Below are 17,817 nucleotides of genomic sequence, written 5' to 3' on the forward strand. Positions count from 1 at the left end.
TCTATCGTCCCCTCTCCCTCTGCTCCAGAAGAAATTCCGCGTAGGGCAGATCTTCCGGGGTCGTAATCTTGATATTCGTATATTCCCCTTCGGCTACGGCGACCGGATCTCCGAGCCGCTCCACGACCATGGAGTCGTCCGTACCGAGAAAGCCGTCCGCAAGCGCCCGTTCATGGGCTTCCCTGAGACGGGCGCGGCGAAAAGCTTGCGGGGTCTGGATCGCCCACAAGCTGCTCCGGTCCGGCGTCGATTCGATGATGCCCGCCGCGTCCACCTTCTTGATCGTGTCCTTGACCGGCACGGCGAGCACGGCCGCGCCGGTCTCCTCGGCACGCGCCAGGCAAGCGGACACCGCAGCCTCGCTGACGAGCGGCCGGACGCCGTCATGGACAAGCGCCCAATCCGCCGAGAGCGAGTCCAGGCCGATCCGCACGGAATGCTGGCGCTCGGAGCCGCCCTCCACGATCGCGGCCACCTTGGTCAAGCCGTACTCCCCGCACCAGCGGCGGCAACGTTCGGCATCCGCCGCTCCCGTGACGAGCACGATCTCCCGGATGGCGTCCATCCTCTGGAACAGCTCCAGCGTATGGACCAGCACCGGCTTGCCCCGCAGCAGCAGGAACTGCTTGCTCTCCGGCGTGCCCATCCGCGTGCCGCGTCCGGCCGCCACGATGACGGCTCCCCAGCAGGCCTCCCGGAAGCCGACAAGCGCCGCATCCGAAGACGCGGCGCCCGGGGCGGCCTGAGAGGTTGCGGCTTGCTCGCCGCCATATTGCTTGTCCATCTTCCGAAGCTCACTTCCCGCTGTAACGTTTATTCCCTATCATACCCTGTTACAGCGCTTTTTCCAACAGCTTGGGCTTTGCGAAGATCATCCGTCCCGCCGAAGTCTGGAGCACGCTCGTCACGAGCACCTCCATCGTCATGCCGATGTAATCCCTGCCGCCCTCCACGACGATCATCGTGCCGTCGTCGAGATAGGCGACTCCTTGTCCATGCTCCTTGCCGTCCTTGATGATCTGCACGACGATTTCCTCGCCCGGCAGCACGACCGGCTTGACCGCATTGGCCAAATCGTTGATGTTCAGCACCGACACTCCCTGCAGCTCGCAAACCTTGTTGAGGTTGAAGTCGTTCGTGAGCACCTTGCCCCGCAGCAGCTTGGCCAGCTTGACGAGCTTGCTGTCCACCTCGCCGATCTCCTCGAAGTCCCCTTCGTAGATGAGAACCTTCACGTCGAGCTCCTTCTGGATCTTGTTCAAGATGTCCAGGCCGCGGCGGCCGCGGTTGCGCTTGAGCAGATCGGAGGAATCGGCGATATGCTGCAGCTCCTCGAGGACGAACTCGGGAATGACGAGCGTCCCCTCGATGAAGCCGGTCTTGCAAATATCCGCGATCCGGCCGTCGATGATGACGCTTGTGTCCATGATCTTGTGCTCTTCGAAATTGACATGCTCTTCCTTCTCCGGAACGGGCAGCGCCTTCGGCTGCATCATCGCGTGGAGCCCTTCCGTCAGCTCTTCCTTCTTCCTCAGCCCGACGCTCAGTCCCACGTAGCCGAGTCCCAAAGTCAGCAGCGCCGGAGCGATCGTCGCCGCCGCCCCCGGAAGCTGGGATACCGAGGGATAGAGCAGAGCCGAAAGGACAAGGCCGCCGGTCAATCCCGCAGCGCCTGCCAGCAGATCCGCCGCCGGCATGTCGGAAGCGCGCCGCACGCCTTCCCCGAGCATTCTCTCCAGTCTTCCGGCAAGGGCGGTCGCCAGCAGCAGGCCCGCCAGCGCGCCTGTCGCCAGGCCGGTGTAAAATCCGAAAGAACCGTAGCTCCCTGCGAGAGGGCTGTAGCTTCCAAGGCCGGCCGGAAGCGCTCCGCCTGTTCCATTGCCGAACTGAGAGCCGATCATGCCGCCGAATACGATACCGAGTAATTGCAGAATACGTTTTATCATCGCTTATGCCACCTCCATTAGCCAGTATGTTCCAATTTGGAGAAGGCTAAACCGTCGCATCCAAGCAACAATTTTGCAGCAGCAGGCGACGGGCGGGCCTCATTCCCGTCCATGCGCCGCAAGTCCTGCGAAAGACGCGTCATGAAGGATTTCTCATAATGGCGATTTCGTTTTTGTATTCTGGACAGGGCGGGCTTATAATGGATTCAGGCCATCGCCGTCCAGCATACGGCGGATGAAATCGCATGCTCGTCCCATGACATGCATTCCCATAGCAGCAAAAATCGCGAAAGAGGTGGATACCGATGAGCGCTCCAACGCTCCAAGAGTTTCAGCAGCAAGTATCGGAATTGCTCCTGCGTCACCGGAGCATGCTCGATGTCCTGTCCAAGTTCGGACAGACGGGCGCAGCTGTCAACCGCGCTGTCACGAAAGCCGTGACCGAATGCGGCTGTATTGAAATCCAGGCCAGCAAGCAGCCTTATTCGGACGATCCCGAGCTTGAGAGCGCCAAGCAGCTTCTGGGCACACACATGGACGGCCATGTGTGCGAGAACTGCCGTGATGTGCTGAAAAACGAGCTGGGACGCCACCTGTTCTACATGTCCGCGCTCTGCAATCTGCTGGAAATCGATCTCGGCGAGGTTCTGTCCGCCGAATCCGATAAATGCTCTACGCTCGGCATTTTCAATTTGACCTGAACCGGAATTCCTATCCGGACATTGAAAAAGCAGTCCATTCTCCAATGGAGGACGGACTGCTTTTTATTTGCTTTCTCCAATGAGAAAGGCTGTGGCCGGCAATCGGCGAGCCTCATCTCAGGCAGGACAGAAGCTCCATATACAACCAACAAACCCGGCACCGAAATTCGGCACCGGGTCAGGAAGTCGCTGCTGCATCGCAGGAGCCGATCCATGCCAGCGGCAGGAGGATGCTAGACGCTCCGCTTGCGGACGTTCTCTTCTTCGCCTTCGGAACGGCGGGATCTGCGGCGGCGCAGGCGTCCCTGGACATTAACGTTTTTTTTTTAGGCCGTACAGCGCATAGAGCAGCAGCGGCACAAAGATGATCTTGGAGATCTGGTTCGGGAAAGCGACGCCGAGCACGACCGCAATGACGACAACGATCGGTATGCTCCAGATCGCGCCCTTGGGCAGTCCGATCTTCTTGAAGTTCGGGTACTTCACCGTGCTGACCATCAGCAGCGCGAGAACGAGCGTGCTCGCCATCAGCACCCAGGGCTGGATATCCGTGTAGAACAGAGCCAGCGTAGCCAGAACGCCCCCTGCTGCCGGAATCGGCAGGCCGACGAAGTAGCCCGGAATGCCGGAGATGACGTTGAACCGGGCGAGCCGGAGCGCGCCGCAGATCGGGAAGATCGCGGTCACGATCCAGGCGGCCGGCTGCGAGCTGAGATCCTGAAATGCCACGACATACATGATGAAAGCAGGGGCGACACCGAACGATATGATATCGGACAAGGAATCGAGCTCCTTGCCGAATTCGCTTTGAACATTGAGCGCGCGGGCGACGCGGCCGTCGACCCCGTCCAGAAGCATGGCGACGATGACCATCATGGCGGCGACTTCAGGCTTTTCATTGAACACCATAATGATGGCGACGATCCCGAGGAACAGGTTGCCTATGGTAAAAAGACTCGGCAATGATTTTGCAAACACTTCATTTCCACCTCATCTCTACTATGCCTTGGGATATCATGGACATCGATGGAAAAAAATCCACCATCATCCAAGCCCTCCTGTCGGCATTCCCCCATTCTAGGGGAATCAGATTTGTCTGTCAATGAACATTTGATCTTGAATCCGGCGCAATCCTTCCTTGATCGCCCGGGCGCGCACCTCGCCGATTCCGTCCACTTCGTCCAATTCGCCGATCGTAGCCATGACGATATTGGGCAGATTTCCGAATTTCTCGATCAGATTGTTCATGATGATGAGCGGAAGCCGCGGAATCCGGTACATCTGGCGGTAGCCGCGCGGATGGACGGCCTCATCTGCGATCGTCGCTCCTTGCGGATAGCCGAGCAGCCGAATGACATGAGGCGCGTCCATCAGCTCGTCGTTGCTGAGCTTTTTGAGCCCGGTCCGGATGTCCCGGATTTTCTCGTCGCTGTTGTCGCGGGCGTAATCCTTGAGCAGGAACCAGGCATCCTCCTCCACGCCTCCGATGAGCTCTTCCATCTGCATGCTGATCAGACGGCCTTCGGTGCCGAGCTCGTTGACGTACCGCTTGATCTCCATTTTGATCCGCAGCACCATCTCCACCCGGTGGATGACATGCGCGACCTCCTGCAGCGTCACCAATTCCTCGAATTCAAGCGCCGACAGATTCGTGAAAGACTGCCTCAGCACCGCCTTGTACTTTTCCAGCGTCTGGATCGCCTGATTCGCCTTCGTAAGAATAACGCCCATGTCCTTCAGGGAATACCTTAGATTACCCATATACAAGGTGATGATATTACGCCTCTGCGAAATTGATACCACCAGCTTGCCCGTCTGCTTGGCCACCCGCTCCGCGGTGCGGTGCCTGATCCCGGTCTCGATCGACGAAATCGACGGGTCCGGAATCAGCTGCGTATTCGCATACAGGATCTTCTTGAGATCCTCGCTCAGGATGATGGCCCCGTCCATCTTGGCCAGCTCGTACAGATAGTTCGGGGAAAAGTCGCAATTGATGGAAAAACCGCCGTCCACGACCTCCATCACCTCGGGACTGTAGCCGACGACGAGCAGCGCGCCTGTCTTCGCCCGCAGCACATTGTCCAGCCCTTCGCGGAAAGCGGTGCCCGGCGCGACCAGCTGCAGCAGCTGATTCGTAATTTCGATCTCTCTGTTCTCTTTCATGATTTCCAGCGAACCCCCTATTCCAGCGCCGCGCGCAATGCTTCGGATACGGTATTCACGCCGACAATCGTTATATCGTCCGGCGGCTTCCAGCCCTTGAGGCTTTTCTCGGGCATGATGACCCGCTTGAAGCCCAGCTTCTGGGCTTCCTTGACCCGCTGCTCGGCTCGGGAGACAGCCCGCACCTCGCCGGTAAGCCCCACCTCGCCGAAGACGACGTCGAATGGACGCGTCGGCGCATCCTTGAAGCTGGAAGCAAGCGCCACGGCGGCGGCCAGATCGACAGCGGGCTCGTCAAGGCGCACTCCGCCGGCGGCGTTCAGGTATGCATCCTGCGTCTGCAGGAACAGCCCGATTCTTTTTTCGAGCACGGCGATGATCAGCGCCATCCGGTTGTGGTCGTAGCCGGTGGACGTCCGTCGCGGCGACGGAAAATGCGTAGGCGCGACCAGCGCCTGGAGCTCCACGAGCACAGGCCTCGTGCCCTCCATGCTCGCCACGACGGTGGAGCCGGAGACGCCCAGAGGCCGCTCCGACAGGAACAGCTCCGACGGGTTCGCCACTTCGCGCAGCCCGCTCTCGCCCATCTCGAAGATGCCGATCTCGTTGGTGGAGCCGAAGCGGTTTTTGACGGCGCGAAGCAGGCGGTAGGAATGATGGCGCTCCCCCTCGAAGTAAAGGACGCAGTCCACCATATGCTCCAGCAGCCTCGGGCCGGCGATCGCTCCCTCCTTGGTGACATGTCCGACCAGCACGGTCGCAATGCCGCCCAGCTTGGAGACGCGCATGAAGTGGGCCGTGCATTCCCTCACCTGGGCGACGCTGCCCGGTGCGGACTGGACGCTGGGGTCATAGACGGTCTGGATCGAGTCGATGACGAGAAAATCCGGCTGGACGGTATCGATGGCATCATTGATATGCTCCATGTTCGTCTCGCAGAGCACGAACAGCGACGCGCTCAGCGCGCCGAGGCGATCGGCGCGGAGCTTGGTCTGGCGAACGGATTCCTCGCCCGATATATAGAGCACCTTGAGTCCGGCGGCCGACAATGCATGGGAGGTCTGCAGCAGCAGCGTCGACTTGCCGATGCCGGGGTCGCCGCCGACGAGTATGAGGGAGCCGGGCACGACCCCGCCGCCCAGCACCCGGTTCAGCTCCCCGATGCTGCTTTCGATGCGGGGCTCATGCCCGGTATCTATGTCTATGATGGAACGCGGCTTTTCTTTCGTCCCGCGGGCCATTGGAGAGGATAATCCGACGCCGGCGGTTTTGACCACCGTCTCCTTTTCCTCCACCATCGTGTTCCAGGCGCCGCAGCCGGGGCATTTTCCCAGCCATTTGGGCGATTCCGTTCCGCATTCCGTACAGGCGAATTTCACTTTTAGTTTGGCCATCGAAGGCTCCTTTTACGGATATGACGTACCTTCAAAGTTTACCATTTCAGAGGCCGCAACAAAAGAAAATCATGCGAACATTCTTTCGAGAAGGAGCCGCTTGCGCTCCTTTCTCGACGATGTCCGGGAATCTAAGAAAAAGATAAGATCTTTTCCGTTATACTGACAGAAAAGAGAGAGAGGAAGCGGTGGGCCATGAACGAAGAAACGGTGCTGCTCGTCGATGACGAGCCCGAAATCGTCAAGCTGATGGGGCTGTACCTCAAGCAGGAAAGGTTCCGTCTTCTGACCGCTGCAAGCGGCGGAGAGGCTCTGGACATCATCCGGAAGGAAAAAGTGGATCTCGTCGTGCTCGATGTCATGATGCCCGGCATGAACGGAATCGACACCTGCATGGCGATTCGGGAAATCCGGCAGATGCCGATCATCTTCCTGTCCGCCAAAAGCGAGGAGATCGATAAAATCCACGGCCTCAGCGTCGGGGCCGACGATTATGTGTCCAAGCCGTTCAGCCCTCTGGAGCTGCTCGCCCGGATCAAAAGCCAGCTGCGACGATACGGCATCTATGGAGCCGCCGCCGGCGACGCCGCCTCGCCGGATGCCGTCACGATCGACGGCGTCACCTTCAACTCCGCGACGCGGGAAGTGACGGTCGAGGGCCAGGAGGTGCGGCTTACGCCCCGGGAATTCTCCATCCTGGAGCTGCTCGGGCGCAATCCCGGCCGGGTGTACAGCATCGAGCAGCTGTACGAGATGATTTGGCAGGAAACTTTTTTTGAAGCGGGAAATACCGTCATGGTCCATATCCGCAAGCTGAGGGAGAAGATCGAAGCCGATCCGAGGCATCCCAGGTACATCAAGACCGTATGGGGCGTCGGCTACAAAATGGAGAAGCTGTAGAGAGGGAGCGGGAGCATCGATACGTTGGAGCTCCAATACCCGGACGCATTGTCATGATGCCGATGCTCATGTCGGGGTCCGGCATGTCCCGGCCGCCGGCTCATCGTCCACATTCAACTCGCCAAGCCGCAGAACGACGTCCGTTTATGAGGGAGGCACATCTTTGGCCAGCCGCATCTTTCAAACCTTTCTATGGAAATTCATCCTCAGCTTCGCCGCCAGCCTGCTCGGCATGGGAGTCCTTCTTTTGCTGGGCAATTACTTGGCGGAGCAGCTTATCCGGTTCAATCCGTCCAAATCCTTTTTCCTGACGAAGGCGCTTGCCTACACCATCAATGGAATCGGCTCCGGCCCGGTTCGGGTCATCTTCGGACTGCTGCTGTTCATCTTCTTGTTCTTTTCCTTGTCCAGGGGCATCATCAAGCGCTTCGACACCCTGACGAGCGCCCTGCAGGCGATCTCGGCAGGAGATCTGTCCCACCGCATCGACGAGAGCAGCAGCGATGAGCTCGGGGTCGTTGCGCGCAGCGTCAACGAAATGGCCCGCAGGCTGCAGCTCGCCCAGGAAGAGGAGCGGGCTGCCGTGCAAGCCAAGGACGACCTCATTACCGGCGTGTCCCATGATCTTCGCACCCCGCTCACCTCGGTGCTGGGGTTTCTGGAATATATCGAGGACGACCGTTACCGCGACGAGGTCGAGATGCGGCAGTATGTCCATATCGCCTATGAAAAATCTCTCGTGCTGCGCAAGCTGATCGACGATCTGTTCGAATATACCCGCGTCACCAGCAGCGGTTTTCCGCTCCAGCGCGAAACCGTCGATCTCAACCCCTTTCTCGGGCAGCTTGCCGAAGAATTCATGCCGGCGCTAAAGGAAGCCGCCATGGCCTGCCGCGTCCATCCCGCAGACGGCCCCCTCATCGTGGATGCGGATCCGGAGCTGCTGCTCCGCGTCTTCGAGAATCTGATCAGCAATGCGATTCGTTATGGGGCAGACGGAGGGGCGCTGGACATCCTTCTGCGCAGGGACGAGCTTGAGCCTGCTGCGGAAATCATCTTCCGCAACTATGGCGAGCCGATTCCGCAGGACCAGCTCCCGCGGCTATTCGAGCGCTTCTACCGAGTCGACGCCTCCCGCTCCAAGGCGACAGGCGGCAGCGGCATCGGGCTTGCCATCGTCAAGAGCATACTGGATCTGCATGGAGGAACGGCGTCCGCAACCAGCTCCAGGCGCAAGACCGAATTCATCGTCCGCCTTCCTCTTCCTTGCGGCTCAGACGCCCAACCGGCAGAAGCCGGAGCGGGCGATTAAGAATAAGTTAAGATCACCGTCGGCCCGATGTTAAGAACCGGCCTCTATACTGGTTTCATTACCTGTGCAAAGGGGATGGAATGCATGAGGACCTTCTTGTTCGCTGTCGTTCTGACATTGTCCGCGGGAGCAGCCTTCCAATGGAAAAACCGCAAAGTCCCGCTTCGCCAAGCGCTTCTCTGGAGCGCTGTCGCTCTCGCCCAGCTCGCCGTCATTTTGGGCCCTTCCTTCATGAAAGGCCACTGATCGCGCCCTGGCTGTACGGCCGTTCAGTCCTTAACCATTTCATAATTCGTCGCTAATTTAAGGTGGGAATTCAATTATTCCTATCTTTTTTGCGGTTTCATCCTTTAGGTTGAACATATACAACTATAAAGTTGAATCGTTCTATTTCATTTCAATTTATTACTTCCTAAATTCAACCTGCGGCAATAAATAAAAATAGAGAAATAAGCTCCTGCACCGATCGATAGAAGCTTAAATAAGATAGAAATACGACCGTTGCATTCAAAAAATGGCTGCATTCACCCAGGATTCCCCCTCTTCGCCGCTTCCTAGAACCAGCCGCCTCTACGTATAACCTGCGATTCAATGGCCGATGCTAAGCCTATATACAACGGATTAGAGCCCGTACAAGCTCGTCATGCGAACTCATTTCCATGATCCCAAGGAGGGACATCCCATGCCCGATCTGCTGAGACTCGCCCTGATCGCCATCGCCTTGCTCTTCGTCGGCCTTGTCATGCACTGTGTCCGCAAGGGAGTGCTTCGAAACCGCTACGCGCTGCTCTGGATTACTGTCAGCGGAAGCATACTCGGCTTGTTCCTTCTGCCCTTCCTGCCGCTGGGCCACGGCTGATGACGGACTGCGGCGAACAACAAAAAAGCAGTCTCCTCCACATAGAGGAGACTGCTTTTTTACTATTCCGCTCCCAGACGGAACAGAACCTCATGAATGCTCAGCTTGGAGCCAAGCATCAGATCCTTTGGATTCGGCGCGCTTGCCGTTGCGGCTCCATGCCCCGCTTCCGGAGCGCCGCTGCCGTCATGGCCGCCGGCTCCAGCAGGATGCCCCGACGCTGCTGACGCAGCATGCCCTGATGCCGGAGTCCCGTCTGCCGCCGTGCCGCCCATCGGCTGCGCTCCTCCGGCCGGAGCTGCGTTCTCCGCTCCCTCAGGAGCCCGCCGCGCATGCGCTTGCTTGAACGAATCGCTGTTCACCCAGTTGTCGAAGCTGGCCTTGTCCGTCCAATGCGTCACGACCTTCAGCTCGTCCGATTCCTCCTTGCGGTCGAGCAGCAGCTCCATGCCCGCGAAGCCCGGCATCGTATGGACGCCTTTCGGATTTTTGAACCTTTCCGCCACCTGTTCTCCAAAGCCCGACTTAATCTGAATCGTGTTCGTGACGACGATCATATCCTTTCGCCTCCTTGCGAGAAATGGGAACGCTATCTTCTCAGTTTAACAGCCTTGGAAGCCGGGTACAAACGGACGCCTGCCCCCTCGGTTTCCGATTCCGCTGTGAAGACTTATTGCCCTTCTGAACCCGAGCCGCAAAAAAAGCCCTTCTTCCCAAAAGGAAGAGGGGCTTTTCCGCAGTGCGTTAGGAAGGATTTCCGGCATAAGCAGCCCTGCAATTGCGGAAGATGGCCGCTGCTTACTTCGCTGCCGTTTCTTCCTGCTCGGCTTTATGCTGTTCCGGATGAGGCTTGACGGTCAGGCCGCCGTTCTCCTCGTCGATCACCAGCATATCGCCTTTCTTGATATTGCCCATCAGCAGCTCTTCGGACAACCGGTCCTCGATATGCTTCTGGATCGCACGGCGCAGCGGACGCGCGCCGTAGGCAGGATCGAAGCCTTCCTTGGCGAGAAATGTTTTCGCTCTGTCCGTGAGGTCGAAGTCGACTTCCTGCTCGCGCAGCCGCTTGCGCAGCTCGTCGGACATCAGCGTCACGATGCGGGCGATATGCTCCTCTGCGAGGGAGTGGAACACGATGGACTCGTCGATCCGGTTCAGGAATTCGGGACGGAAGCTCTTTTTCAGCTCGCCCATCACTTTTTCCTTCATCTGGTTGAACTCGCGTCCGGCATCATGCTGGGCCGTAAATCCGAGCGTCGAGTTGCGCTTGATCTGATCGGCGCCGACGTTGGACGTCATGATGATCAGCGTATTCCGGAAATCGACTACACGGCCTTTGGAATCGGTCAGGCGGCCGTCCTCCAGAACCTGCAGCAGAATATTGAACACTTCCGGATGCGCCTTCTCGATTTCGTCCAGCAGCACGACGGAGTAAGGCTTGCGGCGGACCTTCTCGGTCAGCTGGCCGCCTTCCTCGTAGCCGACGTATCCCGGAGGAGCGCCAACGAGGCGGGAAGTGGAATGTTTCTCCATGTATTCCGACATGTCGATGCGGATGACCGCATTCTCGTCACCGAACATCGCCTCGGCCAGAGCGCGGGCCAGCTCGGTTTTGCCGACGCCGGTAGGTCCGAGGAAAATGAAGGAGCCGATCGGACGCTTCGGATCCTTGAGTCCGGCACGGGAGCGGCGAACGGCGCGGGAGACGGCCTTGACGGCATCCTCTTGGCCGATGAGGCGGCTATGCAGAATCTCTTCCATTTTCAGCAAGCGCTCGGTTTCTTCCTCAGCCAGCTTGCTGACCGGGATACCCGTCCAGTTGGCGACGACCTGAGCGATGTCCTCCGGCGTTACTTCGGAATCCGTGCGTCCCTGCTTTTCTTTCCACGTGTTCTTCGTCGTGTCGAGCTCTTCGCGGATTTTCTGCTCCGTGTCGCGGAGCGCCGCGGCCTTCTCGAATTCCTGGCTCTGAACGGCCGCATCCTTCTCCTTGCGCACCTCGTCGAGGCGTCCCTCCATCTGCTTCAGATCCGGCGGGATCGTATAGGTATGCAGGCGGACCTTGGAGCTGGCTTCGTCGATCAGGTCGATCGCTTTGTCCGGCAGGAAGCGGTCGGTGATGTACCGGTCGGACAGCTTGACTGCCGCCACAATGGATTCATCCGTGATTTTCACGCGGTGATGGGCTTCGTAACGATCGCGAAGTCCATGCAGGATCTGAATCGCTTCGTCCGGGGTAGGCTGATCCACCGTGATCGGCTGGAAGCGGCGCTCGAGGGCGGCATCCTTCTCGATGTACTTGCGGTACTCGTCGAGAGTAGTCGCGCCGATGCACTGCAGCTCGCCGCGTGCGAGAGCCGGCTTCAGGATGTTGGAGGCGTCGATGGCGCCTTCAGCGCCGCCTGCGCCGATCAACGTGTGCAGCTCGTCGATGAACAGGATGATATTGCCCGCTTGGCGGATCTCATCCATGATTTTCTTGAGCCGGTCCTCGAATTCGCCGCGATACTTGGTGCCTGCCACGACAGAGCCCATGTCCAGCGTCATGACGCGCTTGTCGCGAAGCGTCTCGGGAATTTCGTTGGCGATGATCTTCTGCGCCAGACCTTCGGCGATCGCTGTCTTGCCGACGCCGGGCTCGCCGATCAGCACCGGATTGTTCTTCGTCCGGCGGCTGAGAACCTGGATGACGCGCTCGATCTCCTTGCTGCGGCCGATGACCGGATCCAGGTTGTTCTCACGGGCGGAAGCGGTCAGGTCGCGTGCCAGGCCGTCCAAGGTCGGCGTGCTGACGTTGGCCGGCGCTCCGTGGTTGCTCGATACCGCCTCGCTGCTGCCGAGCAGCTGCAGCACTTGCTGCCGCGCCTTGTTCAGGCTGATGCCGAGGTTGTTCAGCACGCGGGCGGCCACGCCTTCGCCTTCGCGGATCAGGCCGAGCAGAATATGCTCCGTGCCGACGTACGTGTGCCCCAGCTTGCGGGCTTCGTCCATGGACAGCTCGATGACCTTCTTCGCACGGGGCGTGTAGGCGATGTTGCTGGGCTGCTCTTGGCCGCGGCCGATGAGCGATTCCACCTCGTCCTGTATTTTCTCGAGTCCCAGGCCGAGCGCGATCAGAGCTTTGGCCGCGATGCCTTCGCCTTCCCGAATGAGGCCGAGCAGAATATGCTCCGTGCCGATATTGTTATGTCCAAGCCGCACCGCCTCTTCCTGGGCGAGAGCAAGCACCTTCTGCGCACGTTCCGTAAATCGTCCAAACATCATTCGTAAGCACCTCCATCATGGGTTACAGGGAGCAGCCGGCTGCGGATCAGCTCCGCGCGCCTTGCATCGCGCTGCTCCGTATTCAATTTCTCCTCGAATGCCTGCTGCAGGAAGCCAGGCTGGGTCATTACCATCAACTCATTCATAACCTGCGGGGAAACTTCCCGAATCATGCCCAGGTCGATGCCAAGACGGACATCCGACAGTCTCTGGGCCGATTCCTTGGAGTCCATGATCGCCGCATGAGACAGGATGCCGTAAGATCTCATCACCCGATCCTCGAGCCGCAGGCGCGATTCCGCCTGAAGACGCTCGCGGGCCGCTTTTTCATGCTCGATGATCTGCCTCACGACCCCATGCAGATTGTCGATGATTTCATCCTCCGACTGTCCCAGCGTGATCTGGTTGGAAATCTGGAACAGATTGCCGAGCGCCTCGCTTCCCTCGCCGTACAGCCCCCTCACAGCCAGACCCACTTGGGTAATGGCGGACAGGATCCGGTTGATCTGATGCGTGAGCACGAGCGCCGGCAGATGCATCATGACGGATGCGCGAATGCCGGTTCCCACGTTGGTGGGGCAGCTGGTCAGAAATCCGCGTCTCTCATCAAAAGCATAGTCGACTGCTTCCTCATAAATGTCGTCGATTTTGCTGGCAAGCTTCCATGCCTCCTGGACCTGGAAACCGGGATATAAACATTGGATGCGCAAATGATCCTCTTCGTTAATCATAATGCTGACGGATTCGTTCTCGCTCATGACGACCGCTCCCGCACGGGCTTCGTTCGCCAGCGCGGGACTGATCAGATGCTTCTCCACCAGCACCCTGCGCTCCAGCTCGCTGAGATCCGAAAGAACGATCGTCTCGAACGGGCCGATCGGCTCCAGCTTTCCTTCCTGCGCCACGGAAGCAAGCTTGCTCATCACTTCCGCGGACTGCTGGCTGGTGGCCAGAATCGGAAAGGGATAATTGTGCAGGTTGCGGGCGATTCTTACGCGGCTGCTGAAGACGATATCCGAATCGGGTCCGTCTCCCTTCATCCACTCGCTCAGCGCCGTCTGGGCAAACCGGTTGGCTGCCAATCCAATCCCTCCCTACCGTGCAGCCGCCTTGCGGAAGCTGCGCTTATGATGTCTGTCTGGATGCTTCCAACGATCAGGCTTCCTTGATCTGCTTCTCCAGCTCGCGGATTTTGTCCCTGAGCTTGGCGGCGGCTTCGAACTCTTCTTTCTGGATCGAGTTCTTCATTTCCTGCCTCAGCCTGTCGATTTCCCTCTGTGTCTGAATCCTTCCGCCCGAGCGGCGGGGAATCTTTCCGACATGGACCGTGTTCCCGTGCACTCTCTTCAACAGAGGATCGAGCCTTTCCCCGAAGTGCTTGTAGCAGGAGCTGCAGCCGAATCTTCCGAGCTTGGAGAACTGCGAATACGTGAGTCCGCACTCCTCGCAGCGCGGCACCGCCTGCTTCGTCCCAGCCAAGCTTCCCGCAGGCTCGAAATCCATAAGCCCCGACAGCAGGCTGTGGATGGAAAAGCCGTTCGGAGCTCCCGGAATGCCTTCGCCCCTTTCGCGGGCGCAGGCTTCGCAAATATGGAATTCCGTTTTTTCTCCGTTTACGATCTTGGTAAAATGAAGCGTTGCCGGCCTTTTGCCGCATTCCTGACAAAGCATGCCGCGTCCCTCCTCACCGGTCCTTCTCTATTGCTTACCCAGAAGCGAGATGAGCATCGCCTTCAGCAGCCTGGCTCGAAGCTCGTCGCGCTGCGGCAGCTTGATCGCGATCGACTCCCGGCATACAGCCGCCCGGAGCAGGCTGCCTTCTCGCTTGGAAATGAACAAGGCTTCCTCCAACTGGTAAATAAGTCCTTCGGCGGCGCTTTGATCGACTTGATTGCCGATCGTATGATGAATATGGCCGTGGATGGCTTTGAGCGCAGGCAGCTCGATCCGTTGGATCCGGATGTAGCCTCCTCCCCCTCGCTTGCTCTCCACGAGGTATCCCTTCTCAAGCGTGAAACGGGTACTGATGACATAATTGATCTGCGACGGTACGCAGGAGAAGCTGTCCGCCAATTCGTTGCGCTGTATTTCCACCGCACCTTCGGGACTGTCCTGAAGCAGCTGCTTCAAATGCTGCTCCAATGCATCGGAAATGTTTCGCATATCACCCACCTCCCTATGCCGGGGCACCTTCAGGATTTTTCTTGAATTGCGGGTAGAAGCCAAACAGCCAAAGGCCGGATGCGTCCCTGTAGCATTCCCTCATCGGCGCAAATTACGACCCGCGAACGGGGACCGGAAGAAAAGGATCTTCGCCTTGCATAAGGCGGGATCAGACTCAACTGACTTTGACTTTCTTTGACTTATATCTTGATTATACTCCTTTTTTAGAAAAGGTCAAGGAAACTTCCACTGCTGCCATCCAGATGAAAAAAAGCCGCCTCTCCCTGCTGTGTTACCAGCTTGGGATAAGACGGCCCGCTTTATACACGGTTAGAAGAAGTCCATGAAATTCGTCATCGCCTCAGGGATACGGCTGCCCAGCCGGACGGCCTCCGAGCGCGGACCCGAGATATGATCCATCTGCTGTAGATCCCTGGCGCGCTTGTATCCGATGAGAAGAGCAGCCAAAGTTCCGATGGAGAGATCCAAACGCTTGGAGGAGGTTCCATCCTGATACCGGGAAAGGCTGCCCTTGCCCTCTTCCGTGATGTCAAGCATCCACAATCCGTCATTCCAGGATGCATCCTCGTCATGAATCTGGAGGACGAATTGATCGCGGACTCCAGGCTGGAACGAAAGCTGCTTGACGAGCGATTGGACATCGACGATGCGAACCATGAAATAAGGATGGATGCTCTGTTCGATGCGCGGATCGTTAAGCTGATAAGGCAGCGGATCTCCCGAGTAGGTATGGAGCACGGCGGAATCGATCATGGAATCATGATTGCTGAAGAAATTCCAAAGCCCCACCCTCGCTTCTTCCGTAAGATAGACGAGCTCATGAATGTCGAGACGCCTCTCCTTCACCTTGTAAAGGGCATACCCTTCCGGCGTGCCGTTCTGGGACCGGTACAGCACCGCATCCCCTTTCTTCCGCTTGAAGACCGAATGCTCCCACCAATCCGCAGTTCGGGCCAGCGTGCCATTGAAGCTCTCCGAATAGGTCTGATAAAGGATGCCCAGAAGTTCGGCATGATCGCGGACTTGAATCCGCTCGACTTTGCCGTTGTTTTGCATTCGTTGAGGCAGCTTGTCCGTCGCCAAGGTGTACTTGACCCGGTCGATGAACAGCTCCCAGCCGTATTTGCGGTAAAAGCCGATCGAAAACGGCGCCAGCATCGATATGGATTGGCCGTTCGCTTTCATTTCCTCCATCGCATGACGGAGCAGCTTGCCCACATGCCCGGAGCGCCTCGATTCCGGCCAGCTTGCGACCGAAGAGATGCCTCCCATCTTCAGCACGATGCCGTTCCAGTTCACCTCGAGGGGAATGATTCTGACCTGGGAGACGATCCGTTCCTGCTCGACACCGACGATAACTTCCTCGCACCTGGCTCTTGCTCTGGCCTGCTCCAGCTCCTCTGCGGAAAGCTCGATTTGAAAGGCGTATTGGCTCAGCTTCATATGCTCGTCGAATTCTTCCGGCTTCAATGTTCTGATCTTCATCCTGCACCCGCTTCCCCAAGATGTTAGGTATAGATGTATTATGACACATATTGTATTTATTTCCCACTTGTATCCTTTTTAATGGAGCGGATTTTCAACGCCGCAAACGATTTCCCCCCTTAACTTTACACGTTTTTAAGGTTCATTTGGTTTTCTGCTATCCATGCAGGCATGTCTCTTTGATGAAGATGGAGAAAAAACATCAAAAAAAAGCCTGATCGGCGATTGCTCGCGGATCAGGCTTCTCTCTGTGCTTGGCGACGTCCTACTCTCCCAGGACCCTGCGGTCCAAGTACCATCGGCGCTGGAAGGCTTAACGGTCGTGTTCGGGATGGGTACGCGTGGTTCCCTTCCGCCATCGCCACCAAACGTTACGCTTGTTCAAGACGTGGCTTGCGCCTTGAAAACTGGATCGAATCAATATGCTGGATGCTGAGTCCATTCGTGCTTCTTACATGGCTAGCGAATCGTACTGAGTTTCATCTCGCCATGTCTCGCCAACGTTCATCGTCTTGCGACGATATCCCGTAGGCTTGATCCATAGGATAAGCCCTCGACCGATTAGTATTCGTCAGCTGCACGCATTGCTGCGCTTCCACCCCGAACCTATCAACCTGGTCGTCTACCAGGGGTCTTACATACTGGGAAATCTCATCTTGAGGGGGGCTTCGCGCTTAGATGCTTTCAGCGCTTATCCCGTCCGTACGTAGCTACCCAGCGGTGCTCCTGGCGGAACAACTGGTACACCAGCGGTACGTCCATCCCGGTCCTCTCGTACTAAGGACAGCTCCTCTCAAATTTCCTGCGCCCACGACAGATAGGGACCGAACTGTCTCACGACGTTCTGAACCCAGCTCGCGTACCGCTTTAATGGGCGAACAGCCCAACCCTTGGGACCTACTTCAGCCCCAGGATGCGATGAGCCGACATCGAGGTGCCAAACCTCCCCGTCGATGTGGACTCTTGGGGGAGATAAGCCTGTTATCCCCAGGGTAGCTTTTATCCGTTGAGCGATGGCCCTTCCATTCGGTACCACCGGATCACTAAGCCCGACTTTCGTCCCTGCTCGACTTGTAGGTCTCGCAGTCAAGCTCCCTTATGCCTTTGCACGCTGCGAATGATTTCCAACCATTCTGAGGGAACCTTTGGGCGCCTCCGTTACATTTTAGGAGGCGACCGCCCCAGTCAAACTGCCCGCCTGACACGGTCCCTGTACCGGATTACGGTACCAGGTTAGAACTCCGATACGATCAGGGTGGTATCCCAACGGTGCCTCCACCGAAGCTGGCGCTCCGGCTTCCCAGGCTCCCACCTATCCTGTACAGATCGTACCAAAGTCCAATATCAAGCTGCAGTAAAGCTCCATGGGGTCTTTCCGTCTTGTCGCGGGTAACCTGCATCTTCACAGGTATTAAAATTTCACCGGATCTCTCGTTGAGACAGCGCCCAAGTCGTTACGCCATTCGTGCGGGTCAGAATTTACCTGACAAGGAATTTCGCTACCTTAGGACCGTTATAGTTACGGCCGCCGTTTACTGGGGCTTCGGTTCACAGCTTCGGGATTGCTCCCTAACCGCTCCCCTTAACCTTCCAGCACCGGGCAGGCGTC

The 17,817-nt window shown here is 57.8% G+C and carries 15 protein-coding genes, 2 rRNA genes and 1 pseudogene (1 of these 18 cut by a window edge); 5 read left to right on the forward strand and 13 right to left on the reverse strand.

The window, feature by feature from the left end:
* Nucleotide 1: 1 nt before the first annotated feature.
* Nucleotides 2–784 carry a 2-C-methyl-D-erythritol 4-phosphate cytidylyltransferase gene (gene ispD, locus BN871_RS00430; protein WP_083436161.1) on the reverse strand — a complete coding sequence of 261 codons (783 nt, stop codon included), beginning with the start codon at nucleotides 782–784 and terminating at the stop codon, nucleotides 2–4.
* 49 nt (nucleotides 785–833) lie between these two features.
* Entirely contained in the window at nucleotides 834–1,946 is a 1,113-nt protein-coding gene (locus BN871_RS00435; protein ID WP_021878524.1) for a PIN/TRAM domain-containing protein, read from the reverse strand.
* A 305-nt stretch (nucleotides 1,947–2,251) separates the two neighbouring features.
* On the opposite strand from BN871_RS00435, the gene BN871_RS00440 reads away from it, so the two are divergent.
* Nucleotides 2,252–2,647, forward strand: coding sequence for a hypothetical protein (locus BN871_RS00440; protein WP_021878523.1), 396 nt, complete (start codon nucleotides 2,252–2,254; stop codon nucleotides 2,645–2,647).
* Nucleotides 2,648–2,880: 233 nt separating this feature from the next.
* On the opposite strand, the pseudogene pssA reads toward BN871_RS00440, so the two are convergent.
* The 3 genes and pseudogenes from pssA to radA form a co-directional block, all read right to left on the reverse strand.
* A pseudogene (gene pssA / locus BN871_RS00445) lies at nucleotides 2,881–3,625 on the reverse strand (CDP-diacylglycerol--serine O-phosphatidyltransferase).
* A 108-nt stretch (nucleotides 3,626–3,733) separates the two neighbouring features.
* Nucleotides 3,734–4,810 (reverse strand): DNA integrity scanning diadenylate cyclase DisA, encoded by a 1,077-nt coding sequence (disA, locus tag BN871_RS00450; RefSeq protein WP_021878521.1) that lies wholly within the window; start codon nucleotides 4,808–4,810, stop codon nucleotides 3,734–3,736.
* Nucleotides 4,811–4,827: 17 nt separating this feature from the next.
* Nucleotides 4,828–6,204 (reverse strand): DNA repair protein RadA, encoded by a 1,377-nt coding sequence (radA, locus tag BN871_RS00455; RefSeq protein ID WP_021878520.1) that lies wholly within the window; start codon nucleotides 6,202–6,204, stop codon nucleotides 4,828–4,830.
* Nucleotides 6,205–6,399: 195 nt separating this feature from the next.
* Here radA and BN871_RS00460 point away from each other — a divergent pair, with 195 nt between their 5' ends.
* The 4 genes from BN871_RS00460 to BN871_RS27300 all read left to right on the forward strand — a co-directional run bounded on the left by BN871_RS00460 (nucleotide 6,400) and on the right by BN871_RS27300 (nucleotide 9,275).
* Nucleotides 6,400–7,104 (forward strand): response regulator transcription factor, encoded by a 705-nt coding sequence (locus tag BN871_RS00460; protein ID WP_048743650.1) that lies wholly within the window; start codon nucleotides 6,400–6,402, stop codon nucleotides 7,102–7,104.
* Between the two features lie 163 nt (nucleotides 7,105–7,267).
* On the forward strand, nucleotides 7,268–8,416 hold the full coding sequence (locus BN871_RS00465) for a cell wall metabolism sensor histidine kinase WalK (RefSeq protein ID WP_048743651.1): 1,149 nt from the start codon (nucleotides 7,268–7,270) through the stop codon (nucleotides 8,414–8,416).
* 84 nt (nucleotides 8,417–8,500) lie between these two features.
* Nucleotides 8,501–8,662, forward strand: a complete 162-nt coding sequence (locus BN871_RS27295; protein ID WP_157054004.1) for a hypothetical protein — start codon at nucleotides 8,501–8,503, stop codon at nucleotides 8,660–8,662.
* A 436-nt stretch (nucleotides 8,663–9,098) separates the two neighbouring features.
* Nucleotides 9,099–9,275 (forward strand): hypothetical protein, encoded by a 177-nt coding sequence (locus tag BN871_RS27300; RefSeq protein ID WP_157054003.1) that lies wholly within the window; start codon nucleotides 9,099–9,101, stop codon nucleotides 9,273–9,275.
* A gap of 62 nt (nucleotides 9,276–9,337) precedes the next feature.
* Here BN871_RS27300 and BN871_RS00470 read toward each other — a convergent pair whose 3' ends face one another.
* From BN871_RS00470 to BN871_RS00505, 8 genes are all read right to left on the reverse strand, one after another.
* Nucleotides 9,338–9,832, reverse strand: coding sequence for an antibiotic biosynthesis monooxygenase (locus BN871_RS00470; RefSeq protein ID WP_048743653.1), 495 nt, complete (start codon nucleotides 9,830–9,832; stop codon nucleotides 9,338–9,340).
* Between the two features lie 241 nt (nucleotides 9,833–10,073).
* Complete coding sequence (gene clpC, locus BN871_RS00475) at nucleotides 10,074–12,539, reverse strand: ATP-dependent protease ATP-binding subunit ClpC (protein WP_021878514.1); 2,466 nt, start codon at nucleotides 12,537–12,539, stop codon at nucleotides 10,074–10,076.
* Nucleotides 12,536–13,621 carry a protein arginine kinase gene (locus tag BN871_RS00480; protein WP_083436162.1) on the reverse strand — a complete coding sequence of 362 codons (1,086 nt, stop codon included), beginning with the start codon at nucleotides 13,619–13,621 and terminating at the stop codon, nucleotides 12,536–12,538. The genes clpC and BN871_RS00480 overlap by 4 nt, the downstream gene beginning before the upstream one ends.
* Nucleotides 13,622–13,694: 73 nt before the next feature.
* Complete coding sequence (locus BN871_RS00485; RefSeq protein ID WP_021878512.1) at nucleotides 13,695–14,210, reverse strand: UvrB/UvrC motif-containing protein; 516 nt, start codon at nucleotides 14,208–14,210, stop codon at nucleotides 13,695–13,697.
* Nucleotides 14,211–14,237: 27 nt separating this feature from the next.
* The gene (locus BN871_RS00490) at nucleotides 14,238–14,702 is read right to left on the reverse strand and encodes a CtsR family transcriptional regulator (RefSeq protein WP_048743656.1); all 465 of its coding nucleotides are present in this window, start codon (nucleotides 14,700–14,702) and stop codon (nucleotides 14,238–14,240) included.
* A 330-nt stretch (nucleotides 14,703–15,032) separates the two neighbouring features.
* On the reverse strand, nucleotides 15,033–16,208 hold the full coding sequence (eis, locus tag BN871_RS00495) for an enhanced intracellular survival protein Eis (RefSeq protein ID WP_048743658.1): 1,176 nt from the start codon (nucleotides 16,206–16,208) through the stop codon (nucleotides 15,033–15,035).
* Nucleotides 16,209–16,460: 252 nt separating this feature from the next.
* Nucleotides 16,461–16,577, reverse strand: a 5S ribosomal RNA gene (gene rrf, locus BN871_RS00500).
* 172 nt (nucleotides 16,578–16,749) lie between these two features.
* Nucleotides 16,750–17,817: ribosomal RNA gene (locus BN871_RS00505) — 23S ribosomal RNA — on the reverse strand (it continues 1,863 nt past the right edge of the window).

It is taken from the genome of Paenibacillus sp. P22 (genome assembly GCF_000469945.2).
Taxonomy (GTDB): Bacteria; Bacillota; Bacilli; order Paenibacillales; family Paenibacillaceae; genus Paenibacillus_O; species Paenibacillus_O humicus.